This window comes from Streptomyces sp. WELS2, from assembly GCF_013870595.1.
Classification (GTDB): domain Bacteria; phylum Actinomycetota; class Actinomycetes; order Streptomycetales; family Streptomycetaceae; genus Streptomyces.
The window spans coordinates 1-5,043 of sequence record NZ_JACBWZ010000460.1; the positions used below are offsets into that span (position 1 = coordinate 1).

The window sequence follows — 5,043 nt, forward strand, 5'->3', positions numbered from 1 at the left end:
AGCGGTACCGGCGGTGGCCTGCGTGCTCGCGATGTCCACGTCCACCGACAGCACCGCGACGTTCTCGATCGACGGGAACAACAGCTCCTTCAGACGGAACACGACCTCTTCCACGGCCCCGAACTGTCAGCCCGACTGCCTGGGCCATGGCTCATTTTCGGGCGACTCCGAGCACTGCCCGTAGACACTCAGCCATCACTCGGAGTGGCCACTGCACGGAAGCTGAGCCAGAACCCGAGAAGGGACAGCAGATGTTCACCGACTCGGGAGGGATGGCTGTCCGGCACTGTTCGATCAGGGCAGTTCCGGAGAGCGAGTACCGGCGTCCTCTGCCAGTCGGCTAGAAGAGCCCGGAGCGCATGTGTTGCGTGAGGTTCTCGAGGATCTCGCGCAGTCGCGGGCTGCGCGCGGCCGGCAGCTGGGTCAGGGTGTGCTGGAAGATGCTCGGGTCGACCCGGAACAGTTGATGGGGGCGCGGCATGGGCGGGTCGTCGCGGACAACGCCGTCGGGCATGGTGCCCGACGCGGGGAGGCGCAGGTGCGGCTCGGGGAAGGCCAGCCACATCCACACCCCGAACGGCAGCGGCACCGGATAGGCCGATGCGGCCCGGCCGGCCGGACGCCAGGTCTCCCCTGTCTGCGGATGGACCGGCACGAGCAGTATGTCCGCGTCCGCGTCCGCGTCGGGACCGGACAGTCCCGGTCCGGCCAGCACAGCGTGCCGCGCCGGCCGGCCCCCGGGCAGGAGGGCGTCGAGGGCACGCTGGAGCACTTCCGCGGTCAGCCCGTGCGGAACGGTCACCGGCTGACCGTCGGAGGCTGCCAGCAGATGGGCGAGCGCCCGGCCGGCAGCCGCCTCCCACTGCGGGCTCCATGACCACCGGTGACCCGACCCGAGCAGCGAACCCCATCTGGTGATCGGCTCGTACGGGGGCGTCCGCTTGCCCTCCGCCAACAGTTCCGCCCAGGAGAGCGTCGTGGGGGCGGCGTTGTCGACGGGGAGGCGGCGCACGGCGTCCGGCGCGAGCCAGACCGCTTGCCAGAGTGAGCAGTCGTCGATCCGGCTCGCCACGGGCAGGCCGCACGCCTCACAGGCCATGTTCGGGCCCTCGCCCCAGTCGAGGCCGCAGCAGTAGCCGCCGGCCTTCTCCGGGATGAGCACAGCGCCGCGGGTGTCTCCGGGGGCGATGACGACCGTGCCGGGGGTACCGTCGGACCAGGAGAAGCCCGGCACGTGGATGTCGCGGGCCGCCCCCTCCTCCGCATCGGCCTCATCCCATCTCCGCCAGGGCGGCCCCAAGCGGTTTGGGTCCACGGCAAACGTGCCCGACTCCATGAGCACCGGGAGCTGGACCCCGTTCCCGTACTTCTGATGGGCGTGAACCGGCAGCACGACCTGGGACAGCGGGACCGTCAGCCTGGCGCCGCACCCAGCACACACGAAAATGTACAAACATCCTCCGCCGAAGAAGTGGTGAGCATCCTCGCAGCTCCGCCACGGACCGGCCAACGTGTTTCATCCGCTGCGGGGCGGACACGGCCACGGCGTGAAGCATCACTGTTCGAATCCTCGACGCGCCAGGTGCCTCCCGAAGTGATGAACATCAGCTGCCCGTTCTCGTGGACGAAGCCAGGGCGGCTGCCGGGCGGGGCCGATGCCGAGCCGGAGGACATCGCCGCGCGCATCGTCATCCCGGTCACCGCAGTGGACGACCACGACGGGGATCCCTGCGCACACTCCTCCGGCGGGTAACCCGGGCGCTGCAACCCGTCGGGCGCCGGCGCGGTCTCCGGCTCGCCCATCCCGTCCGGGCTGACCCCCACCACCCCGTCCCTCGGTTCCCTGACAGGCAGTTCACCAGGGGACCGGGCCGTGCTCGTCGAAGAAGCCGCCGGTCGGCCCGTCATCGGGCAGCGTGGCGAGCCGGACGACCACGGCCGCGCCGTCGGCCGCGGTGCGGGTGAGGCCGGGGAACGCGGTGGTGAGGTCGGTCGCACACGGCCCCGGATCGGCGGCGTTGACGAGGATGTTGCGGCTGCGCAGTTCCTTGGCGTACTGCACGGTCAGCGAGTTGAGTGCGGTCTTGGACGGGACGTACGCGGCCAACGGGGGCCGGGTTGTGAAGTAGTCCTCGGGATCGGTCATCCGGGTGATGGAGCCCAGTCCACTGCTGACATTGACGATCCGGGCGGCGGGAGAGCGGGCGAGCAGCGGCAGCATCGCGGTGGTCACGCTGATCACACCGAACACGTTGGTCTCGAACACCTCGCGTACAGCGGACAGTTCGACACTGCCAGGGCTCTGGGCGGCGAGGTCGCCAGAGATGCCGGCGTTGTTGACCAGGATGTCCAGCCGGCCAAAGCGCTCCTCGATCCAGCGGGCGGCGGACAGGACGCTGGCGCGGTCGGTGACGTCCAGGGTGACCGGGTACACCCGCGGACCCAGCTCGGCTGCGGCTGCCGCACCGCGGTGCGGGTCGCGCGAGGCCAGCAGGACGTTCGTGCCGAGCGAGGCGAGCCGGGCTGCGACCTCGCGCCCGATGCCCTTGTTGGCACCGGTGACCAGGGCAGTCGTGGTTTCTGTCATGCGTTCAGCCCACCACGGGGGCGGCCGGGAGTTCCAACACCGACCAGGTACTCAGCGATACCGTACGGGTATGGAAAGACTGGAGGTCCGCGAGCTCGTCTACTTCACCGCTGTCGCCGAAGAACTGCACTTCGGTCGAGCGGCCGCCCGGCTAGGGATGACCCAACCGCCGCTCTCCCGCGCCATTCAGCAGCTCGAACGACGGTTGGGCGTAACCCTGTTGGAACGTGGCAATCGACGGGTCGCACTGACCGAGGCGGGGGCCGTCCTGCTCCGCGAGAGCCGTACGGTGCTCGACGCCGCGTCGGCCGCGGCGCGCCGCACCCGGCGGGCCGGCCGCGCCGACCCGCGTCTGGTCTTGGTCATCAAGCCGGGCGGCGACGGTGGCCTGCTGCCCGCGATCCTCGACGCCTATCAGGCCGAGCCGGGTGCGCTGCCGGTCGAGCTGGTGTGCAGCTTCGGCGAGCGTGAGAACCTCCTGCGGGAGGGTCGTGCCGACGCCGCCCTGCTTCACCGCCCCCGCCACGACCTCACCGGCCTGGACACCCAGGATCTCCTGACCGAGACTCAACTTCTCGTGATGCCTCGATCGCATCGCCTCGCCGGCCGTACCCGGGTCTGCCTGAACGACCTCGCCGGGGAGCCCCTGCCGCGCTGGCCGGGCGCACCTGAGGGTGGCTCACACGGACCCGAGGTCCACGACCTTGGGCAGCTTCTCCACCTCATCGCCTTGCGCCGCATGGTCGCCGTCCTCCCCTCCTCCATCCGCGGCCAGCTCCGCGACGACCTGGTCGCTGTCCCAGTCGATGATGCCGAACCCACCACGCTCGTCCTCGCCTGGCCCGAGCACGCCACCTCCCCAGCACTGGCCGCCTTCGTCCGCGCGGCCGCCGCCGTGGCGTGCAAGGCGACGGGCCACGGCGGGTAGAGCGGGGAGACACGCAGGGCGGGGAGACACGCAGGGCGGGAGGCGCCCTCGCCCATGCTCGCGGGCGTGCGAACACTCCGGGACGCCCTCACGGCCACCGCCGAGATTCACACCTGGAAGCAGAATGACGGGCACCGGACGGCGAACCAATTACGCGGTCCACAATCAGTCCGCCGTCACAGGGGCTGGCCAGGAGCGATATTCCGGCGCCGGAGTCGGCGTCGAAGTACGGGCGCGCTCGGGTTCGTCGGCAGAGCGGAAACAAGCCGCGCAAGAGGCGTAAGAGGTCCTGACAGAAGTTGTCGATCGAGTGGCAGTCGGCTTGTCCGCGTGTCGGTCGCATCGCGAAGTTCCCCGAACCCATCTCTGGGCGGGAACGAGTCCTGCGAACCGAACCGAACCGAACCGCTTCGCGGCGCGAGGGGCAGGGCCCGGCCCGGGTTTGCTGCACGCGCCGGACTGAAAGGTAGCCCCGAAGGGTGGGCCGCTGCTCGATCTGGAGCACGCGCTGAACGTTGCCGAGAGCCCGGGGGCGCGGCTGTGCACCTTGTGCGGGTGCGCTCAGGTTGTGTAGCCGCAAAGTTGTTGTAGTAGGCGGGTGTTCATCACGAACGATCATGGCTGGCTGGCCATCGCCCGGCGGCTGCGTCGGGGCGTCACGGTATGTGGTTCGGCCCGCCGTCCTGCCGGGGGCGGGCCGGGTTTGATCGCGCGGGGCGGTGGTCAGTAGCCGACGGTGAATCGCTGGTGGTGATGGCGGGGCCGCTCGATCTCGTCGAGGAGGGCGACGGCGTAGTCCTCGACGGAGATCGTGCTGTCGCCGTTCTCGTCCGTGACGAGGTCGTCCAGGGCGGTCCGGTAGACGCCGGTGCGGTCGCCGGGGGCGATCGTCGCCGCGGGGCTGAGGTTGGTCCAGTCGACGTCGGTGACGGTGCGGTAGTGGTCGAGGGCGTCGCCGTGGGCGTGCATGATCTGCAGGAGGAAGTCGGGCAGCCCGGGGGCGTCCCAGACCTGCTTGCCGTCGGGGGTTCGCAGAGAGCCGGCGCCGCCGACGGTGATCAGGCGGGGGGCCCTCTCGCCGAGGGTGCGCAGACCTTCGGTGAGGGCTTCGGCGGCGGGCCGGATGGTGGCGAGGTGGCCGGGGCCGTCACCGCCGCCGACGGCGCTGACGACGACGTCCTGGCCCTTCGCGGCGGCGGTGACCGACTGGGGGTCGAGGGCGTCGCCCGCGGTGACGGTCAGGTCGGCGTGCCGTTCGGTGACCTTCGCGGGGTCGCGGACGATCGCGGTGACGCGGTGGCCTCGGCGCAGGGCCTCGCGCACGATGGCGGAGCCGATGGTGCCGCTCGCGCCGAAGACGGCGATGTTCGTCATGGGATGTCCTCCGTGGTTCGTGGTGCGGGGGTGTGGTGGATGTGGATCGGGTGATGGGGGGCGAGGTCCTCGCCTGGGGCGTCGGTGAGGATGGCGGCGCTGTCGCCAGGACCGCCGAGGCGGTCGACGCTGCTGGGAGTGTGCGGGAACCGGG

The 5,043-nt window shown here is 70.7% G+C and carries 5 protein-coding genes; 2 read left to right on the top strand and 3 right to left on the bottom strand.

Annotation, left to right across the window (positions count from 1 at the left end):
• Positions 1-340: 340 nt before the first annotated feature.
• Positions 341-1,453 carry a hypothetical protein gene (locus H5J33_RS23155; RefSeq protein ID WP_181796830.1) on the bottom strand — a complete coding sequence of 371 codons (1,113 nt, stop codon included), beginning with the start codon at positions 1,451-1,453 and terminating at the stop codon, positions 341-343.
• 144 nt (positions 1,454-1,597) lie between these two features.
• Here H5J33_RS23155 and H5J33_RS23160 point away from each other — a divergent pair, with 144 nt between their 5' ends.
• Positions 1,598-1,753: a hypothetical protein gene (locus H5J33_RS23160; protein ID WP_181796831.1), complete on the top strand. Its 156-nt coding sequence runs from the start codon at positions 1,598-1,600 to the stop codon at positions 1,751-1,753.
• 102 nt (positions 1,754-1,855) lie between these two features.
• On the opposite strand, the gene H5J33_RS23165 is transcribed toward H5J33_RS23160, so the two are convergent.
• A complete protein-coding gene (locus H5J33_RS23165) occupies positions 1,856-2,587 on the bottom strand; it encodes an SDR family oxidoreductase (RefSeq protein WP_181796832.1) in 732 nt (243 codons plus the stop codon).
• A gap of 70 nt (positions 2,588-2,657) precedes the next feature.
• Here H5J33_RS23165 and H5J33_RS23170 point away from each other — a divergent pair, with 70 nt between their 5' ends.
• On the top strand, positions 2,658-3,515 hold the full coding sequence (locus tag H5J33_RS23170) for a LysR family transcriptional regulator (RefSeq protein WP_181796833.1): 858 nt from the start codon (positions 2,658-2,660) through the stop codon (positions 3,513-3,515).
• A gap of 723 nt (positions 3,516-4,238) precedes the next feature.
• Here the strand turns inward: H5J33_RS23170 and H5J33_RS23175 are convergent.
• Positions 4,239-4,889: an NAD(P)-dependent oxidoreductase gene (locus tag H5J33_RS23175; protein ID WP_181796834.1), complete on the bottom strand. Its 651-nt coding sequence runs from the start codon at positions 4,887-4,889 to the stop codon at positions 4,239-4,241.
• Positions 4,890-5,043: the final 154 nt, after the last annotated feature.